This is a genomic window from Kitasatospora sp. NPDC050463 (genome assembly GCF_040655255.1).
Lineage (GTDB): Bacteria > Actinomycetota > Actinomycetes > Streptomycetales > Streptomycetaceae > Kitasatospora.
The window spans coordinates 49,447-72,674 of the sequence record NZ_JBFAJO010000003.1 but is presented as its reverse complement, the minus strand read 5'-3'; the positions used below and the strand labels follow the sequence as shown (position 1 = coordinate 72,674).

Here is a 23,228-nt window from a genome sequence, read left to right as displayed (position 1 = left end):
CGTGCGGTTGGGCAGTTGGGCGACGTCAGCGCTGGCGGGCGGGCGGGGAGAGGGCGACGGCCGGCGATACCCCGGCCGGTGCGGAGACCGAGGCGGCGGACTGGGCCGGGGAGGTCCGGGTGGAGGCCGCGAGGGCGGCCTGGAAACGGGCCGGCATCCCGCGCTTCACCTCGTGGCTGGCGGCCTGCCGCAGGCGGCGGGCCGCAGTCTCGTAGACCGCGACCCCCCGGCGCTCGCCGACGGCGACCAGGTGGATGCCCTGCAGATGACGAGGGTTGTGGGGTGCACGGCGTTCCACGTAGACGAGCCGATAGTCCAGCGCTTCGTCGAGGTAGAGCTTCCTGGCGCCGCGCAGGTCGCGCTCGCCTTGCTCTTCAAGGAAGGGGCCGCGGACCTCTGCGCGCACCAGCCGGCCGAGGTAGCTCAGGGCCAGCATCCGCACGTGCTGCGGTACGGACAGAAGGTCGTCCAGCGCCTCGGGGTGGGAGCTGAAGGCGGCGAGCGGCCGGGTGGTCGTAGTCACCGCACGGCCCTTCGAGCAGTGGTCGCCGCCGTGGCGGTGAGCGCGGGTGCGGGCTCCGCAGCGGCCGTCCGGCGCTGGCCGGACGAGGTACGGGTGCGCGCGGCGTTGGCCTGCGGGCTGACCACGACGGCGACGTCTCCGTCGGCGACCGGAGGCAGTGACGTTCGCCGGTTCTCCAGCCACTGCTGGGCCTCTTGCGGCGAACTGAACGAGCCCTCGCGCAGCTTGTACCCGCGGTCCGGGTCGACGGTCTCCAGGTGCAGCAGGAAGGGTCGCTCGGCTCCGGCGGCGCTGCCGTCGCGCAGCATCGCCCAGGTCTCGCCGGGCTCCGCGCCGTGGTCGACGAGCCGGTAGCGGGAGCCGGACTCCAGCAGGCGGGCGGCGGCCGAGGCGCTGCGGGCGTCGGCCGGGGCGCCGGGGTGGCCGGACCGGTTGAGGAAGGCGTCGCTCTCCGCGCCGCGCTGGACGAGCCAGGCCGCGGCCAGGGCGAAGGTGGGCAGGGTCGCGGTGGCGAGGGTGAACGTCTCGCCGTCCTCGTCGTAGTGCAGGTGAGCGGTGACCGCGGCGTAGCCGGAGACGTCCTCGAAGAGGAGGAAGTCGTCGCTGCTGCCGTCGTGGTCGTGGTTGACCTCGGTCAGCAGCTCGTACGCATCCTCTGCGGCGAGGAACTGCACCTGGGCCTCGGCGGAGGCGGCGTCCGCGGGACGCCATCCGGGCAGGTTGAAGTCGGGCAAGGGTCGGCTCTTTCGGTCAGGTGAGGGGGCGGTCGGCAGGGGTGGTGTCGGTCAGCGCGGGGTGCGGCAGCACGCGGTGGCTGATGTGGCCACCGCTGCTGGTGCAGGCGGCGAACGGCCCGTCGGCGGACCGGAGCTTCATGAGCGCGGGCTCCAGGTGGTCGCGCTGCCAGGAGCTGGGGCCGGCGGCTCCCGATTCGGGGTCGAGGGCGGCCTGCCAGGACAGCCAGACGGCGTGCAGCCGGGCGACGGCCTCGGGGTGCTCCTTCCAGCGCGGGCACCAGGGCTTGCCGGCGGTGGTCTCGGGGCCGTAGATCTTGGTCCAGATTTCGTCTACCCATGGGGTCATCAGCTCCAGTTCCTGGTCGTACTGCGGGTCGTCGAAGGCGAGGATGAACAGCGGCTCTGCGCCGCCGATGGCGTCCAGATCGTCGCCGTCCTCCGGGGGAAGGGCGGTGGTCATGCTGGCCAGCTGCTCGGCCTGCAGGTCGAATCCCGCCGCGAGAGCGGACAGCTTCGCGGTCAGCACGTCGATCTGGGAGTTGGTGTAGCCGTCCGGCGCGGACGTGGGGTCGGGCTCGGGGGTGGTCAAAGGGGCGGGTGCCTCTCGTCGGCGGGTGATGACACGAGGATCTGCGCTCGACGGCCCGACGTATCGGGCCGAACTTGGTGTATAAGCACCGTCCGCTCACCGCCGCCCGCACCAGCGGGCGGCAGCGAGCAGATCGGCCACATCGAGCAACTGCAAGGCAGAGCTGGCCTGTTGGGGAACAACACCGTTGCCCAGCGCGGTCAGCTGGGCGGAGCGGGACAGACCCGGAACGGCTGTGACATGGCCCTCATCGACGCCCATGATCCACTCGACGAAGGCGGGGGCGAGCCGGCCTCGCTCGTCGGTCGGCGCCGGTGCGGGCCGGGTGACGCGCTCCCACCGGGCGATGGCCGGCCCGTACGGGCCCCACCGGTTCAGTCCGAGCTGTCCTGCTCCCAGATCGGCAGGACCACCGCCGACAGCGGCGGACGGAACCCCGCCCCGGGTTTCCGTCCGGGCGTCCCGGTGTCCGAGGCCCTCGGCGTCGGCAGCAGCTGGGCCGCCGCCGACGGCAAGGTCAGGTCGCCCTTGCTGCCACGGCTGTTGGGCCCGCCGTGCGTCCCGTCGGAGGCTTTCGGGGTCGGGAACAGCAGGTGCTCCACCTCGTCGCTCAAGTTCGGCCCGTGGCCGCCCTGGCGCCGCTTGTCCGGGTGCTGACTCCCGCCGATCACGCCCAAATTGCTGGTCGGGGTCTTCAGCAGGGTGACCGCATGCCCCAGGTCCTCCCGCTTCGCATCCGGCCCCTTCGCATCGCGGGCCTTCGGCGTCGGAAGGCCAGGCGACGAGGAACAGCCGCTCCCTGCGGTGGGGGGCGCCGACGGCGGCTGCGGGTAGCACCGTCCACCGCGCATCCATCCCGAGGTCGGCCAGGTCTCCGAGAACCGCGCCGAGTGCCCGCAGAGCAGGCTCACCTCCGCCGTCTCCCAGATCGCACCAGCCGCACTCCAAGTCGCTATCGGCTGGCGAGGCAGCGGCTGCGCTGAGGATTCCGCGGACGTTTTCAATGATCACCACCTTCGGCTTGAGGACGTCGATCGCGCGGGCGATGGTCAGCCACAGTCCGGAGCGGGTGCCCTTCATCAGACCGGCCCTGCGGCCGGCGACGCTCAGGTCCTGGCAGGGGAAGCCTGCCGTGAGGACGTCGATCGGCTCGACGTCGCCCCAGTCAACTTGTGTGATATTGCCGTGATTTGGCGTCTCTAGGCCAGTGGTGGGCGAGGATCGAGGCAGCGTTGGGGTTCATCTCGGCGTGCCACGCCACGCTTCCGCCGAGGACGGCCTGGACGCCCAGGTCCAGGCCGCCATAGCCGGAGCACATGCTGCCGATACGCGGCCACCCGCCGCCCGGCGACGTCATCGGCGGGCCCCGCTGCGGGCGGTCGAGGCGCGCACGGCGGGCGGCGAGACCTGCACGGCGGCGCCGGGGCCGGCGGCCTTGCGCGACGTGACCGGCTTGGTCGGCCGCTGGTACAGGGAGGTGGAGCGGGTGAGGACGATCGCCTCCTCGCCGGAGAGGGTGAGGAAGTCCGGCTCCGGGCCGGTCAGGTCCGCCGCGACCTCCTTGATCTTCCAGACCGCCTCTTCGAGAACTCCCCGGGAGGACGACAGGGACTTGAAGTAGGCGGTGCGGTGCGGCCACCGGTCGGCCTCGGGGCTGATCCGCTTGAGCGTGACGGCGACCAGGGCGGGCTGGGCGCGCAGGATCGCCTTCGCGGTCAGCAGCCCGGCGTAGGCGTAGGCGAGGCTGCGGCGTCGCCAGGCGATGTCCTCGGGCCTGGTGGACTCGGCGGGTGTGGTGCCGTACTCGTCGACGACATTGGCCAGCAGCCTCTGCTGCACGTCGGTCATGGAGTCCAGGACGGCGCCGAGGCGGTCGGGGAGCGGATCGCGGTGGCAGTAGATGCTGAACAGCTCTTCGCTGAAGTAGTGCAGATCGGCGGCGGTGCCGAGCAGCCACTGGGCCTGGGTCTCGGTGGAGGTGGTGGTCAGGGTGGGTCCTTGGGGTCAGCGGCGGGGAGCGGGGGCACTGCTGCGGGGCAGCGCGGCGATCGGGAGGGGGTCGGCGCGGTGGCCGGGCAGGACCCGGCGAAGGCGCTGGGTGACGCTGAGCGCGGCGGACCGGCGGGGCTTGGCCGGGACGGCGGAGACGCCGGCGGAGGCGAGGTGGTCGGCGTCGATACGCAACTGCCCAGCGGTACGCCGCAGTTCGGTGGAGGCGGCACCGTAGACGGCGGCGGGGTCGACCGGCTGGGCGTCGGGCAGAGCCCAGACGTCGGCGCTCACGGCGTGCTGGAGCAGGTAGGACAGGTGCCGGGTGGCCTTGGTGACGCGGCCGTGAGCTCGGGCCAGGGACAGCGCGGTGAGCCGGGCGGCCGTCATGGTGGTGGGATGCGCCGGGAACTGGTCGGAGAACTCGGCCGCGGCGAGCGCGCTGGTCTGCAGCTCCTGCATCGCGCGCAGGTGCCCGGCGACGTCGCGGGCGTCTGGCACGCCGGCGGCGGAAGCGGCGCGGGCGGTGGGCAGCTTCGCGGCGAGGGCCTCGGCCTGCTGCGCGACATCGCGCAGGTGCCGCTGGTATGCCTTGACCTCGGAGGTGGGACGGGCGGTGGGCGTGGGGACTCCATCGGTTCGGGAGCTGCCGGGCGGCCGGCAGGTTCGGTGCGTCGTCGGATGAGGCCGCAGCCGGAAGTCGGGCGGGGCCGACGGGGTGTCAGGTCCGCCGCAGCGGTACGACCGTCGCCGACGGAGCGCCGGAGCGAGCCGGCGGTGCGGGTGGCGTGGCGGGAGGGGAGAGCAGGACCAGGGCCGGCGAGCGGCGAAGCGCCGCGTCCACGCGGCGCTCGGCATCGCCCGCGGCCGGTGGGCGGTGCCCGGCCGGGACGACGGGGCGGCGGCGGGAGGCGAGGGCGGTGACCTCGGGAAGGCCGGAAGCGGTGTCCACGGCCTCGCCCAGCGCTTCGGCCGCCGAGTGGACGGTGCCGCGGGCGGTCGTGAGAGAGCTGCGGGCGCTGCTCAGCGCCTCGGGCGTCGGCGCCGGGTCGGCGAGTAGGTTCGCCGCCCGGGCCAGCGCGACCTGGGCGAGGGTGAGGGCCGTCGTCGTGGCGGTGAAGACGCCGAGCCCGGCGTCGGGGCCCGCGATGTTCGTCGCGCGGAAGAAGCTCTCGTCCAGCGGAACCGCGATCAGCTCGTGCAGGCGCACCATCGGCCAGGCCAGCTCCCTGACCTCGGGCAGTGGCTCGTGCGGGGCCGGTGCGGGGATGGCGTCGGCGAAGGCGGCCAGCTGCGCGGCGAGGTCGCCCAGCGTGTCGAGATCGTCCTGCCGTAGTCCGGCCGGGGCGGGCGGCAGCGGAGGGTCGGTGCTCAACGGCGGCTCCTGGTAGGCGAGGTGAGGGGAGGAGCGGGCGCGTGTGCGGAGTCGGCGGGAGTCTCCGCCGGCACAGGCGCGAGCCGGTCGGTGAACGCGCGAATCTCCTCGGCTCCCTGGGCCGCGCACCGGTCCGCGGTCTCCAGAGCGATGCCTGTGTGTTCGGCCTGGCGACGGCGCAGTTCCGCGGCGGGGCTGCCCGGTTTGGCCGGGGTGGCGGTCGTGCACTTGATCGAGAGATCGAGGGCGGCGCCCAGGTGCCGGTGGACGGTGGCGGCGCGGCTCATCGCGGCGTCGTACGCGCTGGCCAGTACGGCCGCGGACGGGTTGTCCGCCGAGCTCTGGCGGCGGTAGTGCTCGGCGTTGTCGCCGCAGTGCCGGATGAACGCAGTCGCCTGGCGGCACTGCTCCAGCAGGGCGTCGCGGTCGGGGATGCCGGGGACGGGCCCGGAGGGGGTCGCGGCGGCGTTGTGCCCGAGGGTGCGCAGCATCCCGGCGACCGCCGTCAGGTCGTTGCGGTATGCGGACGGAGCGGTGCCGGACACGGCGCCGCCGAAGGTCGACGGGCCGGCGGTGGTGGGCGGCCTCACCGGCGCCGCCCTGCGACGGCGGCGTGCTGTCCGGGGAGGGCCGGCAGCGAGGCGACCGTGCAGGCGCTCGGGCCGGCGGCGGTGTGGGCGGTGGCGGCGACAACTCGCGGGGCCGGACGGCCGACGCCGGAGACGGGGACGGCGAGCGAGCGAGCGTCGCGGCGCAGGTCCTCGCAGGCGCCATCGAGGGCGAGGCGGGTGCGCGAGAGCGCGAGATTGAGCTGCTGCGAGCCGCGCTCGCGGACTTCCTCGGCACGGGGGCCGCCGATGCCGTCGACCTCGTAGAGGCGGCCGGCCATGGCGGTCGCCCGGCCGAGGGCGCCGAGCGCCTCGCCCAGCTGGGCGGTCGCCGAGGTCAGGGACCGGACGACGGCCCGGTCGGCGCTCTGGGCGTGGGGGTGGTGCAGGGCGGCGGTGACGTCCAGCAGGTCGTCCTGGCAGTCGCGGACCGCCCGGGTGTGCGCGGCCAGTTCCTCAAGACCCGGCAGGCCCTCCTCGCGGTAGGCGCGCGGGAGTTGGTGCTTGAGGTACTCGATGGTGTCGGCCGCCGCGTGGAGCCGGTGCACGGACTGGGCGCGGGGACGGGGGGTGAAGGTGGGCAGAGGGTTCTCCGTGGATCAGCGGCGGGGGCGGGCGGCGGGCTCGCCCGCACGGTCGGCGGTTCGCGCGGGCGGGGTGGCCGGCGGGGCGGGACTGCGGCTCAGGGCAGCGCCCTTGCGCCGGGCAGTGCCGAGAACGACCGGCCCTCCGCGCTCCGCGGGGGTGGCGGTCGCGGCGCGCAGTCGGTCCTGAACGCGGTCGGCGGGGGCCAGAGCTCGGACCGCCGAGCCGAGCAGCGGGCCGGCGGCGATGGAGGCGTCCAGTGCCATCACCCGGACGATGCCGGCCGAGGTGGCGGCGGCTCGCAGCAGGGCGGCGCGTAGGACGTGCTCCGCCCAGTAATCCGGGTCGCCGGGCATCCCGTCCGAGCAGATCTCCCGGACCCCGGCCACGGAGATCACGCCGGCGGCAAGCGCCCCGCGCCGCTGCACTTCCCACAGCACCGTCAGTTCGTCCAACGGCTCGCGCCGGTGCGCGAGCGCGGCCATCGCCAGGTAGACGGCGCGGTGGCCGGGGTCGACGAAGTCCTCGCCGGTGAGCCAGGAAGCTACCGCGGGGATCCGCCCGGGCGTGCTGAGGAGGCTGGAGAGCAGTGCCTGTTCGTGCTGCCGGGCGGCCTCGATCGCCTTGGAGGGGTTTCCGGCCGGCGGCGGGGTGGGCAGCGGGCGGCGGGAGCGCTGGTCGATCGTGCCCCAGGCGTCGCCGAGCCGTTGGATGACGGCATGCAGGGCACCGGTCAGTTCGACGGTGGCCTCGACCGACTCGCTTTCGGCGGCGGCGAGCAGCCGGTGGGCGTGTTCCTCGAGCGCCCTCCGGACGGCGGTCTCCAGCACCATCCGGCCGTAGCTGGCGGCGTGCTCGGACCGGGGGCAGGTGGAGACCAGGGTTTGGCCGTAGCTGGCGGTGACGCCGGGGACCTCGCTGGCGGCGGTGGCGATGGCGGTCAGCGCCCAGTCCTGCTTCTGGTCGTCCCCGGCATCCGGGGCGAGGGCCGGGTGGCCGGCGGCGTGCTGGGCGAGCAGGATCGCGAAGAACCCCTCGTGGGCCGGACGGTAGAAGTGCCGGGGCTCCAGCCACCCGGCCAGCAGCCCGACCTGGGACGGATCGAGCAGGCAGGCGCCGAGCACCGCCTGCTCGGCCTCCAGCTGCGGGCTCATGTCACGGCTGACCGGCGTCACCGCGGCGCCACCTCCTCGCGGAGAGGGGCGGGGAGCATCAGGTCGCGCAGCCGGTCCAGGTCCTCGACGAGGGCCTCGTCGCGGATCCGGAGGCGGCCGGAGCCCACTGCCAGGTACCAGCAGCCGTCCGCGCGGCTGATCGGCAGGAAGGCCAGGTCGTTGCGGATGATGTCAACTCCGTTGCACAGAAGGGTGGTCGAGGTGGTCAGCGGGAGTGCGTGTGCGGGTTACCGGGGTGTGGCCGTGGCTGCCGTACCGGCGGCGGGTGGCGACAGCGCTACTGCGGTGCTTCCGGCGCGGCCCGCCTCCGAGCGGCTGGTCCTCCGGTTGCCCGGCGGGGCGCCGGCGCGGTCGGCTGGCGAGAGCGGGTCACGCGACCGCCTCACCGTGGCAGCTGAACGGGGAGCAGCCGCCCTCGGGCCCGTCCTCCAGCTCGTCCTCATCCAGGTCCAAATGCGTCTGCAGGGATCGGAGTTCGGCCCGTGTGAGCTTGTCGACCGGCGCCTGGTCGAGGGGCAGGCGCGAGCGGTGCAGGTACGCCTGCCCGAGCAGTGGCCGCCCGTCCGCGTTCGCCCGCGCGTTGCCGGCCCGGATCGCTGCGTCGAACTCCACGACGTCCGCCCACTCCTCGGGAGAGGTGTCGCGGATTTCCCGCCACTGAGCATTTCCGTGAAATGGGCAACCCAGGCAACTCGACTTCGGAGTGGCGCCCCATCCGTGCTCGGCAAGCAGCTTGAGGCAGTCCGCGCGGGACATGCCGAGCTCGATCAGCGGGAAGGTGTGACGGGTGTACCGGACGTCGGAATCCTTGGCCCGGTGGAATTCATCGGTGCTGATACCGATCCACTGCTCGGCATACACGCCGTTCGGAACTCGGGCGGGATGCGGGTACCCTAGGATCTGCCGCACCTGCCGCTTTATCGGCTTAATTTTATACTCGCCAGTACATTGCCGCCGAGTCATTCCCGAACTGCCGTCCTGGTTGAGAATGTAGAGTGGCATCGACGCGAACCTGTGAGCGGGGTCGAGGGCGTCCTTGCGGATGTTTCCGGACGAGACCCGCAGGATCGGTATGTTGGCCGGCCGGGCAATCTTCCGCTCCACCTCGTCCAGGTGCCGGTAAACCTTCGCTGGTTCCCAGCCGGTGTCCGAGAAAACGGCGTAGTCCAGTTTCGGAAGCTCACCGAGTGCCGAAAGAAGGAGTAGCGTTGTGGATTGTACGCCAGCGCCGAGCGAAAGAATTCGAGTGGCCGGTTCAGTGGTGTAAATCATTCGGCACCACCGGCCTTGGCCATCGCCCGTTCGGTGATCAGAGCGGTCTGCCGGGAGCTGGCCGCACCGACCTCGGCGGCACCCGGCTCCTTGTACCAGGGGCGCAGGGTCAGCAGTGCGGGCCGCAGGCCGGTCGCAAAAAGGAGCGCCGACCCCTTCTTTAGGGCGCGGATCTGGTCGGGCGGAAGAATGCGCTCCTGACGCATGCTGACCGAGGTGGAGCGGCCGGATTCCGAGGTCGAATGCGAAATCGTCTCCACGTCATGGTCGCCGACCAGGCGAGACAGTTTGTCGGCGAAATCTGCGTCGTCGATGCCGGAGCCCACGAGTTTGATGGTGGCCGCGCTCCACATGGCGTCCATTCCGGCCTCGCCCCAGACTTTCTGGCCCTGACGGTAGCTCTGGAGAATGGTGATCGGGATGACGCCGCGAGATCCAAGGTGGGAATAGAGGTCGGGTAGGTCCCCGATTTTGCACACATTTGCGGCCTCGTCCAGAATGGCGAGGAGCGGCGGGTCGAGACGGCCCCCGGCACGCTCGGCCTCGATGACCGCGGTGCGCATCACGGAATCCGCCGCAGCCGCGATCAGAGCCGATGCGGAGCCGCCGCCGTCCTTGGACAGCAGGAACAGGCTGTCCTTACGGGTGACGAACTCCTCCGGCTTGAACTCCGGCAGGTCGGGATTCGGCGTGACCCACTTGGAGATCTGCGGATCGAGAAGGCAGGCCGCATACTGTCGGGCCGTTTCGAAAATACCGTCGCGCGTTTCGACCGCACCGGAGACGGTGCCCTGGAGCTGGTCTGCGATGGCGACCATCCCGTGTGCGCGGAGAAGGTCGACCGGGGTGCGGTCGGACGGCACGGCGAGCCACGTGAGGACGTCGGTGATCGGGCGGCGGTCGCAGCCTGCGGCGAGGAACAAGGCGCACAGGGTGTTCTGGGCGGCGGTGGACCAGAAGTCGCCCTGGCTCGACTCGTCGACGGCCGCTGCGACGAAGTGGCCGGCGAGCCGCCGCGCGCCGGGCAGGTCCTTGGCGTCGGCCAGGATGTCCCACCACATCGCCTGCGGGGTGTGGGCGATCTGCTGCGGGTCCATCGTCCACACCCGGCCGGCCTCGGAGCGGGCCTCCAGGCACGCCGTGTAGGCGTCGCGGGCCGCCTTGTTCGAGGTGAGCAGGACGGGGCCGGGGGCGCGCAGGATCGCCGGGACGGCGATGGAGGTCGTCTTCCCGGAGCGCGGCGCCATGATGGCGACCGCGACGTCTTCCCAGTTGGAGCGGACCTCGGGACCGCTGGGGGCGAGGTCGCCGAGCAGGATGCCGGTGTCGTCGGGGTTGATCTCGCGCGGCTTGGCCTTGGAGAGGCTGGGGCGCAGGTCCCGAGCCTTGGCGGTGATCTCGGCGGGCAGTAGCGGTGCCAGTTCGCTGCGGCCCGCGAGGCCGGTCGGCTTGCGGCGGTGCTTGGACCACAGCAGCAGGCCGGCGGCGGTGAGCGCGATCGACAGCAGCGCCGGGGTGATGCGGGTGCTGATCAGCAGCAGGAGCGGGCTGAGGTGCGGGAAGGCCCGGCCGGGGTGGAGTGCGGCGTCGACCGGCTGGAATGGGGCCCACAGGGCGTGGTCGGTGGTTGCGGCGGTGGCGGCGTTGCCGCCGAGCCAGGCGAAGGTGCCGAAGACGGCGACGGCGACGCCCGCGCCGATGAGCGCGTAGAGGAGGGCGTCGGAACCGGGGCTGGCGGAAGGGGATTTGGGCGAGGCGGGCAGGAGCGGGTTCCTTGACGGGGGATTTCGGCCTGCCGGGCAGGGGCGCGCGGCGGCAGGGGCCCAGAGCGGGCGGTGGGCGGGCGGCGATCACGGCGGGACGGAGGCCCGAGACATGGGTGATCGGCCCGTTGGCCGGCGGGTGGTCAGCCGGGGGCGTGGTCAGCGGGAGGCGGAAGCCTTGGCCGACGTAGGTGTGCGGGAGGTGACCGGTGTGGTGGTGGCACCGGTCAGGGCGGCGGGCTGCGCGGGAGGTGCTGTGCGGGTGCGGGCGGCAGTGGCGCGGGGCGCGGCCGAGGCCGGCAACTGCTCGTCGGTCTCGTCCGGGCGTGCCAGTTGGGCCTCGGCGATGCGGTATCCCGCGGTGGTGAGCTGGGTACTCGCGTCCTGCAGGGCGGTGGCCATGGCGGAGCCGGGCAGCAGATCCTGGTTGGCGAGGGTCGCCAGCCGCTGGGAAGCGGTGTCCAGCAGCGCGGTGAGGCGCTCCAGCAGGCCGGTCTCGGGGTCCATCACCGCGAGCGCCACCGTGGTGACGTCCTCCGCCGTGGTGGCCCGGTGGACCTGGGCGGTCGCCTGCACCAGGCGGGCCTGCAGGTAGGCCAAGTCCCGTTCGCCGAAGGTCCTCTCGATCCTGCGAATCGGGAGCGGGGGTACCACCCGGGTGGCGTACCCGGCCTCGGTGAGGAGCTGCTCGGCGAGGCGGATGCGCTGGTTGACATCGTTGTTCCCGGCGTCCTCGGCGGTGAAGATCGCGTTGAAGCCGTCGTTGGAGAATCCGGCGCGGGCAAGTAGGGCCCGGCTGGCCAGGTCGGTGGCCTGGGTCCAGGCGCTGCCGGTGGTGGTGGAGCCTTCCCGGAGAGGGAAGCGGGCGAAGACGATTTCGGTGCGGTCGGGCAGCGGGGAGTCCTTCCGGTTCAGCGGCGTGGGGGGTGGCCATGGCCGGGGTGGCGGGGGTTGAACATGGCGCCCGTGTACTCGACGGCGGTGAACCGGCGGGTGGGATCGGCAGGACGGGCGGGTCGAGTGGCCAGCTTCGCCAGCGCGGCGGCGGACAGGGCGCTGCGGCGGCGGACCACGGGGGCGGGATCGGCGATGGCGGAGGCCAGGATCGCCAAGTACCGCACGGGGGTTGCGTGGCCGAGGACGATCGTCCACTGGTCGCTCCAGTCGGGCCCGAAGGAGGCGTGCGCCATCCAGGCACCCACGCCTTCGCCGCACCGGTCGTCGGTCGAGGTCGGTGAGTGGGTGAGGCTGGTGGTGCCGTCTGGCGACGCGAGGTTGACGAAGTGCGGGTCGTCCTTGAGCTGCCAGCCGGCCTTCAACAGCGGGCGCCAGGCGGTCGTTGGCGAGGCGGTCGGCTCGGCGACCATCTCCTCCGGCATCGTGTACCGGTCGGCGGCGATGGCCTGGACGAAAGCGCCGACGATCTCCCCTGGCGTGTCCTTGGTGAACGTGGCCTGCCAGTAGGGCACTTGATCCGCCGGATGCTTGCGGACGGTGACCCGGTAGAGGTGGAAGACCCGGTGCGGTTCCATGGCGATCTCGATCCGCCGGCACGGGCTGGTGGCGACGACCTGGGCGAGAGATTCGTCGAATCGGTACGGCCACTCGTGGAGGTGGAGCAGCGGTGTCAGGACCGGCAGGGGCCCGGGGCCGGCGAGGTGGCGGGGGCGGACGAGCACCTCGTCCTGGGCCCCGGCCGGGGTGGACGTGGTCAACGGTGGGCTCCTCGGAGCGTCAGCGGTGGGGAGGTTCGACGATGCGGGAGTGCGGCGGCACGGCGATGGCCGGGGCGAAGTGGACCGATGCCGTCGTGCCGGCGGCCCGCAGTGCTGGGGACTGGGCGGTGGCGGCCCGGCTGCGGGTGGTCTCTTCCGCGGCCTCGGCGATGGCGTCGGCGGTGGCGGCTGTGCGGAAGGCCGCGGCGGAGATGGCGGTGGCCTCGGTGAGCAGCGGCTCCCACAGGGGAGGCCGGTCGCCGTACTGCTGGGCGACCTGGCGGCCGATCTCTGTGACGGCATCGGCGAGTTGATGAACTGCGCCGGGCATCAGTGTGAGGCCCAGCAGTACCTCGGCGGCCTCGTGGGCCGTCAGCGAGGGGGCGATCTCGACGATCTCGGAGAACGCGCGGCCGGCACGGGCGATGGCCTGGTTGGCGACATCGAGGGGCCCGGTGGTGCGGGCGTCGGTCAACGGTCCTGCTTTCTACGGGCGCCGCCCGGCTCGGGCTGCGGCGGTGACGACGGGAGAAGGGGCGGGGAGGAGACCTGTCCGGCGGCCAGGTGTGCCGGCCGCTGCCGGGCGGGGACGGCCGATGCTGGCACTGCGGCTCTCGGCGAGCTGGCAGACGGCCAGGGCGAGGGAGCGGTCGCGGCCGGCGTCCACGATGGTGCCGTCCGGTCGGGCGAGCGGCGCAACGAGGCGGGCCTCGTGGTCGCCGACGCGCAGCAGCGCCCACCGGCACGCCACCGAGGCGCCCTCGGAGGCGATGCCGGTGGCGGCCAGGATGCGCCGGGCGGTCTCCTGGAAGCGGTGATCCGCGGGGCCTGCGGCGTCGGGGTCGGTGCGCAGGGTGCACTGCCACACCAACCTGGTGCGCAGGGCCTCGGCGGGCCCGGCCGGCGGCGGCAGGTACGCGGCCAGCGCCGTGGCGAACGCCATCTGGTCGGCCGGGAGGTCCGCGGCGGGACGCCAGGCGTCGATGAGACGCAGGCGGTTCTGCTGCTGGGCGGCGGCGGCCGTGGCGGCGGCGAGCAGGTCGCGGGTGGAGGCGTACCGGGCGATCGTGGGGTGCACGTCACCGTCCCGGCGCCGGCGCGACCGTCTGGCCGACCGAGGCGAGCACCGGCTCCGCGGTCGGGGGCGTACTGCTGCCCGGACGGGCGGCGCCCTGTTCGGCGCGCAGGACCTGCACGACGAGGGAGGAGGCTGCCGCGATCCGGGACGGGCCGACGGGGCCGGCGCTCAGTTCGGGTTCTCCGTGACGCGGTCCGCGCTGGTGGCGGCGGCGGCCAGCTCGGGCAGGTCGGCCGGCTCGGACTCCCGCTGGTCGATCCACCAGCTGGCCTTGTCCAGCGTGCGCAGCTGCTCCTCGACGGCCAGCCACGCCTCCTCGGGGAGGGCGCCCTCGACCACCAGGGCCTGGTAGGCGGTGGTCACCAGCTGGTGCCGGCAACGCTCGCCCCACGCGATGGCGCGCTGGGGGCCCTCCAGCGGCGGCATGCCGAACTGGCCGGCCCAGGCGGTGGCGGCTTCCTGCTCCTCGGCGCGGCGAGCGGCGATCCACGCCTCGCGTTCGGCGGTGTCCTCCTTGCGCTCGGCGAGCCAGCAGTCGCGGCAGGAGCGGGTGGCGAGCCAGCGGGCGTAGGAGGCGCGCTTGTCGGCGGGGCGGGAGGACAGGTCATGGTCAACGGTGTGGCCGCAGTCGTGTTCGACAGACCACCGGGTTCGGACAGCTATGTCGGGTCTCCTGTGAACTCGGTTTGATGGGAAAGGAATTGGGTCAGATCAGCGGACTCGCCGCAGCTGGGAGGCAGGGGGGACCGGGGAAGTCGTCCCTGCTGTAGCCGGGCCAGGGCGCGGGGTGCGCGTGGACTGGAGCCGGGCGATGGTCGCGCGGGGGATCGGCTCGGTCCCGTTCCGGTCGTGCAGCGCCTTGGCGGTGCGTTCGACCTGACTCCCGAGGAGACGGGCGGCGCGGACGGCGGGTCCGAGTGCAGCGGGCTGGTCGAGTGAATCCGCCGCCAGTTGCAGGACTTCCTCGAGCTCGCGGATCACAGGACCGAGGTGGCCGAGGAGGTCGGCCACCTCGACCTCCTCGGCGGGCTCCGGCAGCAGCTGGCCCAGACGGCGCACCGCCCACGAGCCGATGAGGCTCGCGTCGTGCTCGCCAGGCTGGGCGCGGTTCAGGGCATCGGTGTAGGACATCGGCTCACCGGGAGTTCGGGCGTCCGGCGGCCCACGCGATCCGCGGGTCGACGGCCGGCGCGGACGCGGCGGTCATTGCGGCGGCGGTGGCGTGCAGAGCGGCGGAGGAGCGGAGTCGGCCGCTGGTGGCGAGCGCGGCGCGGGCACGGGGGCTGGCGGGGCTGCTCGTGTGGGCGGCCGGTACGGCGGCGGGGCGGGCCGCGACGGCGGCGAGGTCCCTGCCCGCGCCGGCGAGCACGGTGGTGGCCTCGCCGACCACGGCCTCGACCCGTGCCAGGTCGACGCTGCCCGGGTTCGTGCGGACCTGGTCCTCGATCGCCCGCAGCCGGGAGGCGATCTCTGCACTCAGCGCGGCCCGGTCGTGCAGCAGGGCGTCCGCGCGCTGGTCGTCCCGGCTCGGCACGGCCGACGGGTGGACGACCGTGTTGAACGGGTCCGGCACCGTCGGGGTGACGGGCCCGAGGACGGGCGCCTTGAACACGCGGGTCTCGAACGGGTCGTCGTTCTGCGCGACCTGGGCCGGCGGCGCGGCGGCCGAGGGCGGGGTGCGGTCCATCTCCGCGATCAGCCGGGTGGCGAACGGGTCGGTGGACTCGTACGGGGCGCTGAGCGGTTCGAAAGCCAGGTCGGAGGCGACCCGCAGCCCCTGGCCGCGCAGCGCGGCGACGGCGGTGGAGGCCCGCTTGTCGCCCTCGAACTCGGGCTCGTCCATGACGTAGAGGCCCGGGTTCCCGCCGGTGCGGGTGAAGCCGGCCTCGGCGAGCGCGTAGGCGGCGGTCTGGTTGCTGTGCGGGTTGGTGGCGACGATGCCCAGATGTGGGTGGCGGCCGATGTGGACGTCGAAGCCGCGGGGCGGAGCCGGTGCACTGGTCTGGACGACGGCGTCGGGACCGGCGGCGCGGACTGCCGGGCTGTCGGGCACGGGGCGGGCCGCGTCGTTGTAGTCGAAGGCGGCGTCCGCACTGACCTTGACCCCGGCTCGGCGCAGGGCGGCGGTGGTCTGGCGGGCGTGCAGGAAGATGTTCTGCTCGCTGCGGTCGAGGGCGTGCCGTCCGTCGGCCAGCTGCCGGAAACCCGCGCGGGCGAGCAGCGTGTGGGCGGTCGGTGAGGCATCGGGGCCGACCTCGGCGACGACGCCGTACTGCGGGTCGCGGGTGATGGAGACGTGCTCGGGGGTGATGCGCTGCTCCTCGGGGCAGATGGCGGACGCGGTCAGCGGCGGGTGGCCGGTGCCGGCGGCGGGGACGTGGGCACAGCGGGTCGGGGCTGGTCGGATACGGCGGAGCCGGACGCCGCGGTCGCGGTGCGGGCGGCGGCGGCACGGGCTGCCACCGAGGGGGAGATGGATACTGCGGCGTCTTCGAAGCCGGGCAGCGGCGTTGACCGGGAGGTGACCGGGACACCCATCTCCCGCAGAGTGGCTGCGAGTTGGGCCGCCGTCCTGGACTGCGCGCTCGGGTCGCGCTCGGCCAGGGAGTAGCGCTCCGGGGCGTCCGGGAGGCCGAGGCGGAACCCGGCAGCGGCCAGGGCGTCGAGGACGGCCGGGTCGCGGCTGGCGGTGGTGGCGGTGATCCCGGCGGAGGCCAGGCGGCGGAAGGTGACGCCGACGGGCTGCTGGTGGGGCAAAGCGGTGTTCTCCAAGAGGGCTCGGTCAGCGGGAGGCGGAGCGACGGGGGGCTGGTCCGGGGGGCAGCGGCGCAAGGGCGGGGGCGGCTGCCATCCGTGCCCGGCGTGATGGACGGGCTGCCTGGGCACGGGCGGCCGGCGGGTGGGTGGTGTCCCGCAGCTGCGTGGCCCGGAAGTCGCGGCGAGCCTGCGGCCCGTAGCCGGCGGCCCAGTGGTCGGTGATGCCGAGGTGGCCGTTTCCGGTGTCGTGCCGCAGCATCACGTACGACGACAGGGAGTCGTCCTCTTCTGCTGCACTGCGGGCCAGCCACCAGCCAACATCGTCGAAGGTCTGCATCGCTTCCACGACGATGTCGCCGGAGAGCACCGCGCGGGCGAGGCCCCGATCGGCTGGGATCAGACGCTCTGTGGCGAGGGCGGTGCAGACGATTGACCAGGCCGCCTCCGCGGCGCGGGCGGCGTCGGGGAACGGGCCCTCGTCCTGCAACCACCGGTAGTGCTCGGACAGGTCGCCGTTGGCCTGCTCAGGGCGGTGCCAGCTGGCGACCGGCACCCGGGCCGCGACCAGTCGGTCGACGAGCCGCCCCGCCCTGCGGATCTGCTCGTGCGGTTCGACGCTCCGGCGCTGGTGCCAGCAGTCCAGCGCATCACCGCGCCTGGAGAATCCGGCCTGGTAGATCGCTTCGCGGGCGGGCTGGGGCACCTGGCCGTTCAACACGACGAACTCGCCGTGGTCGTAGTCCCAGCCGAACGCCACCAGCCCGCCGGTGGTGCCGGGATCCGTTGTCGTGGGCATCGGGCTCCCGATCAGCGGCGCCGTGCCGAGGCTGGAGAAACTGTCACCGGAACCGGCGCTGGGCCGGTGGCCGGGGCGGCCTCGGCCGCCTTCCGCTTCACCTCCTCCTCACGAGCCTGGAGCAGCCGCACCAGGTCGGCCTCCAGCACATCGCGCTCCTCGGCCGCCTCTTCCAGCTTCTCCAACTGCGCGTCCAGCTCGTCGAGGACGGCGTCGTCCACGCGCCGCTGGGCGGTGGCGACATTGACCAGCCGCACGCGCTGGAAGGACACCGCGGTCTCGGCGGCCACCAGCGCGCGGTGCGTGTCGAGCACCCGCGCGGTCTTCGCGTCGGCCCGCGCCTGGTTGGCGATCAGGGCGGTGATGCTCTGGCCGAGGGCGGCCTCCAGGCGGGCGTCCTGGCGGGTGAGCGTCATGGTCGACATGCGTCTCCAAGAGGTAGGAATAGCAGCAGAGTTGGCGAAACGTGAAGGTCAGAAGGGGGGCTCCAGGCCCGGCCCGGCGAGTCCGGCACTGATCACCGGGCGAGGCGGTCCCACGGGGAGTGCGCCCGGGCGGCCGAGCACCACGGGGGAAGTCCGGCGGGCGGCAGCAGCCCGCGGAGCACCGGGCACCGGAGCCTCGGCCGCGTACCCGTAGGAGGTCCACTCCGCCCGTGCGGCGGCGAGGCTGGGGTGGCGGCTGGGGCCGTAGTGGCCGCTGTCCGGCTCGGTGTAGAACACCGCCGCTTCGCCGGCAGCGGGGTAGTCGACCAGCAGCTCGATCGAACCCTCCGGTGCCTGGTGGTGCGCGTGGATCACCAGGTGGCCGGCGGCGACATCCTCGCTCACCAGGTGAACCCAGACGGTGCGGTCGCCGAGCGTCCGCGTCGAGCCCGGGGGCGACGACGTCCCCAGTGGCGGCCGGGCCATGGCGCGCAGGCGCTGCTCGTCCGCGCTGTACACCCGGGTGATCCCGTAGTCGGCGGCGGCCAGCAGGCGCCGGGCATCGCGGATTTGCCGCTCAGCGGTGGAGTCGCTCGTGTCCCGGCGGATGCGGTGCAGCCGCAGGGCGTCGTCACGGACGAACCCGGCCTGCTCCAGCCAGTACGCGCTGCGCCGGTCGGGAGGGTCGGCCACGATGGTCTGCCGGTCGGGCAGGTGGGCGAGGGTGACGTGAGCGATGACGACTCCTGGGCGGTCAGCGGTAGTGGGTGCGGCCGGACCGGGCGGGAGCGGCTGGGATTGGGCCGCTGGGCTCGGCGCCGACGGGCGGAGCGGTGCGCGAGCCGCGGGAGACGGCGGCCTGGCCCTGTTGCTCGCGGGTGAGGCCGGCCGGGAGCCGGTAGTCGGCTCGCTCGGGAGCCGGAGGGGGGCGGTAGGTGCTGGCCCTCCGGGGAAGGAACCCGGAGCGTTGCAGGATTCCGCCCGCACCGAGGCTGGCCTGTGCGACGATGGCGTTGCCGGGCTCGTTCACATCGGGGGAGATCACCACGCGGCGCAGCCGCAGGCGGTCGGGCGTGATCATGCCGCTTCCGGGGCCGCGTGCATCCGGGCGTCGGTGTCGAACAGGTCCAACTCCGCACGATGCAGCAGATGTTGGACAACGAACGAACGCCCTGCCACCTTCCACAGACCGCGGCCCTTGCCGAGGGCGGCGATGGCCGCAGTCTCGACCCCGCTCAGTCCGAGCAGGCCGGCGGTGGCGGCCAGCTGGTCGCTCTCCTGCCGATAGATCACGCGCGTCGCGCAGTCGGTCAGCAGGCCCTCGGCGAGCGCCCGGGTCCGGGAGCCGGCATCGCCGGCCGACAGCAGGTCGGACAAGCGATGGATGATCAGCATGTTCGCGATACCCAGTCCCCGGCTCAGCTTCCACTGGCTCTGCATGCGCTCCAGCAGTGCCGCGTGCCGCATCACGCGCCACGCCTCGTCGTAGATCACCCACCTGCGACCGCCGTTGGGGTCGCTCAGCGCCGCTTCCATCCACGCGGACGCGCAGGTCATCGCCAGGGTCAGCGCAGTGTCGTCGCCGGAGGAGCCGAGCCGTGAGAGGTCGATGGTCAGCATCGGGCTCTTCGGGTCGAACTCCGCGGTCGACGGCGCGTCGAACATCCCGGCCAGGTCGCCGTTGACCAGCCGGCGCAGGGCGTGGGCGAGGTCCTGGGCAGCTGCGCCGACCCGCCGGGTGGGGTCGCCGAGCGCGGCGTCCAGCACGGCGGCCTGCCCGAGGACGGCGGCGACGTCGCCCAGCAGCGGGACCTGGCCCGTGCGCGCGGAGCGGTCGACCACCGCGTCCAGGGCGATGTCCATCGCCGTGTACTCCATCGGCGCCAGGTCGCGCCGCAGCACGGTGCGGGCCAGCGAGCCGAGCAGCAGGAGCCGGCGCTTGCGGACCTCGCCCGCCCAGTCCGCCAGGTCGACGCCCGCAGGCGGGGCCGGAGCGTCGAGCGGGTTGAGCCGCCCGGGGAGCCCGGGGCCGAGGGCGATGGTGGTCCCGCCGATCGCCTCGGCGACGGACGTCCACTCGCCCTTCGGGTCGCACGGCACGTAGACGCGGTAGCCAAATGCCGTGCTGCGCAAGGCGATCGACTTCGCCAGCGCGGACTTTCCCTGGCCAATCACGCCGGCCACCAGCGTGTTCGGGTTGGTGAAATTTTCGATGCGTCCGTAGAGGGCGAACGGATCGAAGACGAAGCTGGCCTCGGCGTGGACGTCGCGACCGATCAGGACGCCGGCGGACCCGAGCCCGCCCTCGGCGAGGAAGGGGTACGCCGAGCTTGCCGTGGCGGTGGTCATGCGGTGCGCGGGCAGTCGCAGCCGGCCGCCGCGCAGGGAGGCGGGGCCGGGGCGTCCGGCGGCGGGGTAGACGGGGAGGAGTTCGGCGTTCTCCTCTCGGCGATTCTTCGGGCGCTCGGGGCGGCCGGCCTGGCGGGCGGTGCGGCGGGCGGCGGCGAGGTCGCGCTTGGCCTGGCGGCGGGCGGCGCGATCCGAGCGGGTCGGGGTGAACAGGGGGGTGGCACTGGCGGAGCGCAGAGGAACGTTTCTCCTGTCAGATGCGAGGGGCTGTGGTCGGGGTGCCGCGCAGCTCGGAGGGGGTGGCGATCACCCGGACGCGGCCGGAGGTAGTGCTGTGGCGCTGGCAGATCACCATGTCCGGGGCGCCCTCCGGCAGCCGCAGCGCGCACGCTTCGCGGGTGGGGCGGCGGCCGTCGGCGCGCGGGGCGCGGTGGTAGGCGTCGTGGAGGGCGTCGCACGTCTGCCAGAGCCGGATGCGGGCGGCATGGAGGTGGCCGGCCTCGGCCGGGGCGAGGGGCCGGGTGGTACCGGTGTGAGAGTCGAGCAGCGCGAACAGGGCGACGCAGTGGGCGTGGAGGGCGTCCAACTCGCCACGGGAGACGGGTTCTTGCTCCGGGATGGCGGTGTGGTGGTGGACGTCGACGCCCGCGGTCGCGAAGCGCAGGAGACGGTGGTCGCCGGTGGGCGGATGGTTCACGGCCGGCCTCCCGTCAGGTGCGGGCGAGCGGCAGGGCGGCCTGCGCGAACGCCTCGGCCTGCTGCCAGCGCAGGAGCCGCGGGTCCAAGCCGGTGCCGGCGGCGGCGGTCTCGATCGAGGCACAGGCCCGACGCAGCTCTTCCGGGTTGTCGGCGCTGACGACCACCAGGCCGGTCAGGTCGACGTCGGCGTGCCCGGAGATCAGCTCGCGCTCGTGCTGCTTGGCGTCGGCGTACTCCATGCTGTCGGCCTCGGAGTCGACCTGGCCCTTGCGGACCCGCTCGGCGGCGTCGGCGATGATGCTCGACTTGGTGCGCTGCACCGCCTTGAGCGCGGCATCCAGCGCCTGCGGGCCGTAGGTCAGGGAGAGGGTCCGGCGGGCGCCGCCGGCGAAGACCAGCGGGTGGAGGAACCCGTGGGTGACCTCGGACCTCGGCCACTGCTCGATCCAGTACACCGCGTGGCAGGCGGTGTCGGTGGTGAGGCGGCCGGGCTCCTCGACGACCACGACGGGGCCGGCGGCGGCCGGGTCGGCGACGGCCTCGCCGGTCTCCGACCACTGCTCCAGGTTGGCGAGCGACTTCGGGTCGTAGGCCGAGCGGATCACGGCGGCGATCTCGCCGGTACTGAGCCATCCGCGGGGGTTGAGCCCGGCGTTGCGCAGCGACTGCTCGAAGCCGGGCACCAGCTGGGACAGGACGCTGAACGCGCCGGTCAGGCCGCCGCCGGCCTCACCGATCAGGCGGCGGGCGCCCTTGAGGTCCAGGCTGATCGCGATGTACGCCTCGTGCGGGGCCGCGGTCGGGCCGGCGGCGGCGAGAAGGTCCTGGTAGACGGGGCTGGCGACCTTGGCGTCGGGGCGGCCGTTCTCCGCCCAGTACCGGGCGAGGGCGTCGCCGCTGTCGGGGACGGTGCGCTCGATCACCTGGACGGTGGTGATGTAGCCGGTGCGGGCGAGCGAGGCCAGGCACCGGCCCCAGGCGTTGACGTTGCCGGCCTGGGTGGAGGGGTCCAGCAGCGCGAACGCGCGGCTGGAGACGCGGATGACGGCGGTGAGGCTGTTCTTCTGCGGGTTGTGGATCGCGCCGAGCGTGCCGCCGGGGGCGGTGACGGCGCGCAGGCTGGCGTCGATGCCGGGCAGGTGGAGCAGGCCGTCGCGGCGGGGCCGGGTGGCGGGCCGGGCGAGCCAGACGAGCTGGCCCTTGGCGCGGCGCAGGTAGTACCGGATGAGGATCGGGGCCCAATCTGCCACGGAGCGGCTGTGGAAGCGGATCAGGACAAGGGCGGCGGCCACGGCCCAGAGCGGGGCAGCGAGGGCGGCGCCGGCGAGTCCGGTGGCGACCATGGTGGCCAGGAGCATCGCGCCGGCGGTGCCGACGACGGTGAGCTGGGCGGCGGTCAGCCCGAGCAGGACTCCCCGTCGGGATCGGCTGGGGAAGCGGACGGTCGGTGTGGGAAGGTCGGCCGACAGGGGCGACTCCTTCGGTCAGGGCGGGGGCACCGGCCGGGGCGGGCGGTGGCCCCGGCCGGTGCTGGTCAGGAGGCCGGCGGCGTGGAGGAGCCGACGGGGCTGCTCGGCGCTGCGGCCGGGCCGGTGGCGGCCACCGACGGAGTGGCGGGACCGGCGGCGGACGCCGGCGGGGCGGCAGGCGCCTGGGCGCTGCTGCGGGTGGCGCGAGCGGCACTCATCACGACCTGCGGCGTCGCGGACCCGCCCGAGGCCGCAGCGGCAACTGCGCTCGCGGGCTTGGCGGTTGACCCATCGCTAGCACCGCTCCCGGCGGACTGGCCGGAAGCGGGGGCCCGGGAGATCAGCGGCTGACCCTGGTCACCGCCCGACTGGGCGCGGCGGGTGATCAGCGCCTTTCCGATCGCGTCGCCGCCTCCGGAGGAGGTACCGGGGAAGCGGAAGGTGCTCTGCGACGGGGACGAGCTCTCGCCGGAGCCCGAGCTGCCGGAGCCGCCACCGGCCGGGGCGTCCTGGCCGGGCACCTGCGCCGGGCCCTGCGGGGCGGCTCCGCCCATCGCTGCTCCGCCAGCTCCGCCGGCACCCGCGGTCGCGGCCATCCGGGCGCCCTTCTGGGCGGTCGCGGCGCCGACCTGCAGGCCGGCAGCGGTGCTGCGGTGCAGGTCGTGGCCCTGCCCGCCGTCGCCCGCCCAGTGGACGAACTTGTAGATCGCCATCGGGCTGAGCAGCACCAGGGCCATGACGACGAGGCCGGCGATGATGTCGCTCAGGGCCTGGATGCCGTCCTTGGTGTCGGTCTGGCCGAGCGCGGAGACGCCGACGAGCATGATGATCGTCATGATCAGCTTGCTGAACACCACCGTGGCGGTGGCCTCGATCCACTTCCTGCGCCAGTCGCGGGTCGGCTCCCAGGCACCGCCGGCCGCCGCGAAGGGGGCGAGCACGACGAGCACGAGGATCGTCACCTTGCGCAGGACCATCGCGCCCCAGTAGAGGATCGCTCCGGCCGCGCAGCCGAGCGCCACCAGCGCCGGGATCGCCCAGCCGAGCGGCGTCGTGATGCCGATCATCGACACCTTGACCAGGCGCCTGACCGCGTCGTCCATGCTGGAGTTGGCGATCTGGAACAGCCCGCGCGAGAGTGCGTCGACGACGACCAGGGAGACGCCGGTGAAGGTGATCGCTGTCATTGCGAACAGGGTCGCCGAGACGGTCCCGGTGACGGCCTGGCCGAGCGCCTGGCCATCTCGCCTCCAGGCGGCGCGGATCAGCTGGAAGATGAAGGTCATCACGAGCATGACCAGCGCGATCGGCAGGATGGTCGCGT

29 protein-coding genes and 1 pseudogene are annotated in these 23,228 nt (G+C 73.5%); all 30 read right to left on the bottom strand.

Translation table 11 applies throughout. From position 1 onward, the window contains the following. Positions 1-25 precede the first annotated feature (25 nt). On the bottom strand, positions 26-523 hold the full coding sequence (locus tag AB0J08_RS03125; RefSeq protein ID WP_360625963.1) for a hypothetical protein: 498 nt from the start codon (positions 521-523) through the stop codon (positions 26-28). Then, positions 520-1,257 carry a hypothetical protein gene (locus AB0J08_RS03120; RefSeq protein WP_360625960.1) on the bottom strand — a complete coding sequence of 246 codons (738 nt, stop codon included), beginning with the start codon at positions 1,255-1,257 and terminating at the stop codon, positions 520-522. The genes AB0J08_RS03125 and AB0J08_RS03120 overlap by 4 nt, the downstream gene beginning before the upstream one ends. Positions 1,258-1,273: 16 nt before the next feature. After that, positions 1,274-1,849: a DUF4913 domain-containing protein gene (locus AB0J08_RS03115; protein ID WP_360625957.1), complete on the bottom strand. Its 576-nt coding sequence runs from the start codon at positions 1,847-1,849 to the stop codon at positions 1,274-1,276. Between the two features lie 96 nt (positions 1,850-1,945). Continuing rightward, a complete protein-coding gene (locus AB0J08_RS03110; RefSeq protein ID WP_360625954.1) occupies positions 1,946-2,110 on the bottom strand; it encodes a hypothetical protein in 165 nt (54 codons plus the stop codon). Positions 2,111-2,223: 113 nt separating this feature from the next. Further along, positions 2,224-2,520 carry a hypothetical protein gene (locus AB0J08_RS03105; protein ID WP_360625951.1) on the bottom strand — a complete coding sequence of 99 codons (297 nt, stop codon included), beginning with the start codon at positions 2,518-2,520 and terminating at the stop codon, positions 2,224-2,226. A gap of 154 nt (positions 2,521-2,674) precedes the next feature. Continuing rightward, a pseudogene (locus AB0J08_RS03100) lies at positions 2,675-2,995 on the bottom strand (DNA cytosine methyltransferase); the annotation flags it as partial. A 207-nt stretch (positions 2,996-3,202) separates the two neighbouring features. Further along, on the bottom strand, positions 3,203-3,697 hold the full coding sequence (locus AB0J08_RS03095) for a hypothetical protein (RefSeq protein WP_360625948.1): 495 nt from the start codon (positions 3,695-3,697) through the stop codon (positions 3,203-3,205). A 156-nt stretch (positions 3,698-3,853) separates the two neighbouring features. After that, positions 3,854-4,339 carry a hypothetical protein gene (locus AB0J08_RS03090; RefSeq protein ID WP_360625945.1) on the bottom strand — a complete coding sequence of 162 codons (486 nt, stop codon included), beginning with the start codon at positions 4,337-4,339 and terminating at the stop codon, positions 3,854-3,856. A 220-nt stretch (positions 4,340-4,559) separates the two neighbouring features. Next, positions 4,560-5,213 carry a hypothetical protein gene (locus AB0J08_RS03085; protein ID WP_360625942.1) on the bottom strand — a complete coding sequence of 218 codons (654 nt, stop codon included), beginning with the start codon at positions 5,211-5,213 and terminating at the stop codon, positions 4,560-4,562. Then, positions 5,210-5,803: a hypothetical protein gene (locus AB0J08_RS03080; RefSeq protein ID WP_360625939.1), complete on the bottom strand. Its 594-nt coding sequence runs from the start codon at positions 5,801-5,803 to the stop codon at positions 5,210-5,212. The genes AB0J08_RS03085 and AB0J08_RS03080 overlap by 4 nt, the downstream gene beginning before the upstream one ends. After that, positions 5,800-6,369 (bottom strand): hypothetical protein, encoded by a 570-nt coding sequence (locus AB0J08_RS03075; protein ID WP_360625936.1) that lies wholly within the window; start codon positions 6,367-6,369, stop codon positions 5,800-5,802. The genes AB0J08_RS03080 and AB0J08_RS03075 overlap by 4 nt, the downstream gene beginning before the upstream one ends. A 51-nt stretch (positions 6,370-6,420) precedes the next feature. Next, entirely contained in the window at positions 6,421-7,581 is a 1,161-nt protein-coding gene (locus AB0J08_RS03070; protein WP_360625933.1) for a DnaB-like helicase N-terminal domain-containing protein, read from the bottom strand. 369 nt (positions 7,582-7,950) lie between these two features. Then, positions 7,951-8,853 carry a hypothetical protein gene (locus AB0J08_RS03065; RefSeq protein WP_360625930.1) on the bottom strand — a complete coding sequence of 301 codons (903 nt, stop codon included), beginning with the start codon at positions 8,851-8,853 and terminating at the stop codon, positions 7,951-7,953. Continuing rightward, complete coding sequence (locus tag AB0J08_RS03060) at positions 8,850-10,616, bottom strand: TraM recognition domain-containing protein (RefSeq protein ID WP_360626377.1); 1,767 nt, start codon at positions 10,614-10,616, stop codon at positions 8,850-8,852. Before AB0J08_RS03060 ends, AB0J08_RS03065 begins: the two co-directional genes overlap by 4 nt. A 159-nt stretch (positions 10,617-10,775) precedes the next feature. Beyond that, positions 10,776-11,216, bottom strand: a complete 441-nt coding sequence (locus AB0J08_RS03055; protein ID WP_360625927.1) for a hypothetical protein — start codon at positions 11,214-11,216, stop codon at positions 10,776-10,778. A gap of 311 nt (positions 11,217-11,527) precedes the next feature. Continuing rightward, positions 11,528-12,331 (bottom strand): DUF317 domain-containing protein, encoded by an 804-nt coding sequence (locus tag AB0J08_RS03050; protein WP_360625924.1) that lies wholly within the window; start codon positions 12,329-12,331, stop codon positions 11,528-11,530. A 19-nt stretch (positions 12,332-12,350) separates the two neighbouring features. Beyond that, positions 12,351-12,806 carry a hypothetical protein gene (locus AB0J08_RS03045; protein WP_360625921.1) on the bottom strand — a complete coding sequence of 152 codons (456 nt, stop codon included), beginning with the start codon at positions 12,804-12,806 and terminating at the stop codon, positions 12,351-12,353. 12 nt (positions 12,807-12,818) lie between these two features. Then, the gene (locus AB0J08_RS03040) at positions 12,819-13,409 is read right to left on the bottom strand and encodes a hypothetical protein (RefSeq protein WP_360625918.1); all 591 of its coding nucleotides are present in this window, start codon (positions 13,407-13,409) and stop codon (positions 12,819-12,821) included. Positions 13,410-13,577: 168 nt separating this feature from the next. Then, complete coding sequence (locus tag AB0J08_RS03035; protein ID WP_360625915.1) at positions 13,578-13,835, bottom strand: hypothetical protein; 258 nt, start codon at positions 13,833-13,835, stop codon at positions 13,578-13,580. Between the two features lie 285 nt (positions 13,836-14,120). After that, on the bottom strand, positions 14,121-14,540 hold the full coding sequence (locus AB0J08_RS03030) for a hypothetical protein (protein ID WP_360625912.1): 420 nt from the start codon (positions 14,538-14,540) through the stop codon (positions 14,121-14,123). Between the two features lie 4 nt (positions 14,541-14,544). Next, positions 14,545-15,462, bottom strand: coding sequence for a hypothetical protein (locus AB0J08_RS03025; protein ID WP_360625909.1), 918 nt, complete (start codon positions 15,460-15,462; stop codon positions 14,545-14,547). A gap of 290 nt (positions 15,463-15,752) precedes the next feature. Then, the gene (locus AB0J08_RS03020) at positions 15,753-16,181 is read right to left on the bottom strand and encodes a hypothetical protein (RefSeq protein ID WP_360625906.1); all 429 of its coding nucleotides are present in this window, start codon (positions 16,179-16,181) and stop codon (positions 15,753-15,755) included. 10 nt (positions 16,182-16,191) lie between these two features. Continuing rightward, a complete protein-coding gene (locus AB0J08_RS03015; RefSeq protein WP_360625903.1) occupies positions 16,192-16,962 on the bottom strand; it encodes a hypothetical protein in 771 nt (256 codons plus the stop codon). Positions 16,963-16,973: 11 nt separating this feature from the next. Continuing rightward, positions 16,974-17,387 (bottom strand): hypothetical protein, encoded by a 414-nt coding sequence (locus AB0J08_RS03010; protein WP_360625900.1) that lies wholly within the window; start codon positions 17,385-17,387, stop codon positions 16,974-16,976. A gap of 48 nt (positions 17,388-17,435) precedes the next feature. Beyond that, a complete protein-coding gene (locus AB0J08_RS03005; RefSeq protein WP_360625897.1) occupies positions 17,436-18,080 on the bottom strand; it encodes a hypothetical protein in 645 nt (214 codons plus the stop codon). Positions 18,081-18,141: 61 nt separating this feature from the next. Then, positions 18,142-18,468, bottom strand: coding sequence for a hypothetical protein (locus tag AB0J08_RS03000; protein WP_360625894.1), 327 nt, complete (start codon positions 18,466-18,468; stop codon positions 18,142-18,144). Continuing rightward, the gene (locus tag AB0J08_RS02995) at positions 18,465-19,736 is read right to left on the bottom strand and encodes an ATP-binding protein (protein ID WP_360625891.1); all 1,272 of its coding nucleotides are present in this window, start codon (positions 19,734-19,736) and stop codon (positions 18,465-18,467) included. Before AB0J08_RS02995 ends, AB0J08_RS03000 begins: the two co-directional genes overlap by 4 nt. A gap of 253 nt (positions 19,737-19,989) precedes the next feature. Beyond that, on the bottom strand, positions 19,990-20,433 hold the full coding sequence (locus AB0J08_RS02990; RefSeq protein ID WP_360625888.1) for a DUF6238 family protein: 444 nt from the start codon (positions 20,431-20,433) through the stop codon (positions 19,990-19,992). Between the two features lie 13 nt (positions 20,434-20,446). Further along, positions 20,447-21,904, bottom strand: a complete 1,458-nt coding sequence (locus AB0J08_RS02985) for an SCO6880 family protein (protein WP_360626374.1) — start codon at positions 21,902-21,904, stop codon at positions 20,447-20,449. A gap of 65 nt (positions 21,905-21,969) precedes the next feature. After that, positions 21,970-23,199 carry a type IV secretion system protein gene (locus AB0J08_RS02980; protein WP_360625885.1) on the bottom strand — a complete coding sequence of 410 codons (1,230 nt, stop codon included), beginning with the start codon at positions 23,197-23,199 and terminating at the stop codon, positions 21,970-21,972. Positions 23,200-23,228: the final 29 nt, after the last annotated feature.